Below are 1353 nucleotides of genomic sequence, written 5' to 3' on the forward strand. Positions count from 1 at the left end.
GCAGTATGCCAAGTGTAATGTGGCGCAAACCGCAGAGCAGAGAGGACGGCAGATGAAGGACATAATGATCGGCGTGGACTTGGCAAAGAATGTTTTCCAGCTTCACGGAGCGACGATGACAGGCGAGGTGAAATTTCGCAAAAAGCTGGCGCGAGGACAATTTCTACGCTTCATGGCAGGGTACGAGCCCGCGCTTGTGGTCATGGAAGCCTGCGGAAGCGCCCATTATTGGTTCCGAGAGCTCGTTAAGCTAGGCCATGAAGTCAAGTTGATTGCCCCGCAATACGTGCGTCCGTTTGTGAAGCGACAGAAGAACGACGCAGCCGACGCAGAAGCAATCGTCATAGCAGCTCGGCAGCCCGAGATGCGTTTCGTCTCCCCCAAAACAGCGGATCAGCAGGCTCGCGCGATCTTGTTTCGGGCGCGCGAGCGTATTGTCCGTCAACGGACGGAACTGATGAATGCACTACGTGCAGTTCTTTATGAATATGGACAGGTTGTGCCGCTTGGGATCGGTCGCGTTGATCGCATCGAGGCAATTATTGAGGACGTTCAAATCGATCTGCCCCAACTCGTGCGAGACGAATGCCGTGATCTTCTGGTCCAGATCTACGAGAAGACAACGAAAATAGAGGAAAAAACAAAACGTCTTACCGAATTGTCCCGCCAAAGCGATAATGCGAGGCGGCTTCAAACTATGCCTGGCGTAGGGCCCATGATCGCGCTGGCTGTCGAAGCTTTTGCACCCGCTATGGAAAACTTCCGATGCGGTCGAGATTTTGCTGCCTGGCTCGGCCTCGTTCCTCGGCAATTCTCATCGGGTGGAAAAGAACGGCTCGGACGGGCTTCGAAGGCCGGACAAGCTGACATCCGGCGGCTGATAATCATTGGTGCGATGACCCGTGTCAGGTGGGCGAGTGTCAAGCCACCTATGAAGGGGTCATGGCTCGCCCGAATGATCACAAGAAAGCCGCGTATGCTGGTGGCGATTGCGCTGGCCAACAAGATGGCCCGGAAGATATGGGCCATGTTGGTGAAGAAGGAAGATTATCGGAACACGACGTTGGCTGTGGCGACGTGACAAGAAACCGGCTGCGACTAGCAGACGCCGGTAAAGGAGTGTGAGAAGTCGACGACCTGAATGGGCGCATGATCGACCTGATCTGGATAGGGAAAACCATTACATTACTCGGAGTTTAAAGCTCGTTTAGGAGACTTGGACCCAATCCGCAGATCACCATACTGGCCAGCGGCCTTTTGAAGTGCCGCATCTAAAAGGCCTGACAGAAGACCGCACTCGATCACTCCTAAAAAAGGTCAGACGCTACTTGCGCAACGGACGGCAACCACAGA

Annotated in this window: 1 protein-coding gene; it reads left to right on the plus strand. The window is 54.3% G+C overall.

What is annotated here, in order from left to right; translation table 11 throughout:
- Nucleotides 1-52 precede the first annotated feature (52 nt).
- Complete coding sequence (locus tag FAA86_RS24370) at nucleotides 53-1081, plus strand: IS110 family RNA-guided transposase (RefSeq protein WP_136543892.1); 1029 nt, start codon at nucleotides 53-55, stop codon at nucleotides 1079-1081.
- The last annotated feature ends 272 nt before the right edge of the window (nucleotides 1082-1353 follow it).

This window comes from Rhizobium rosettiformans W3, from assembly GCF_004912135.1.
Classification (GTDB): Bacteria; Pseudomonadota; Alphaproteobacteria; order Rhizobiales; family Rhizobiaceae; genus Allorhizobium; species Allorhizobium rosettiformans.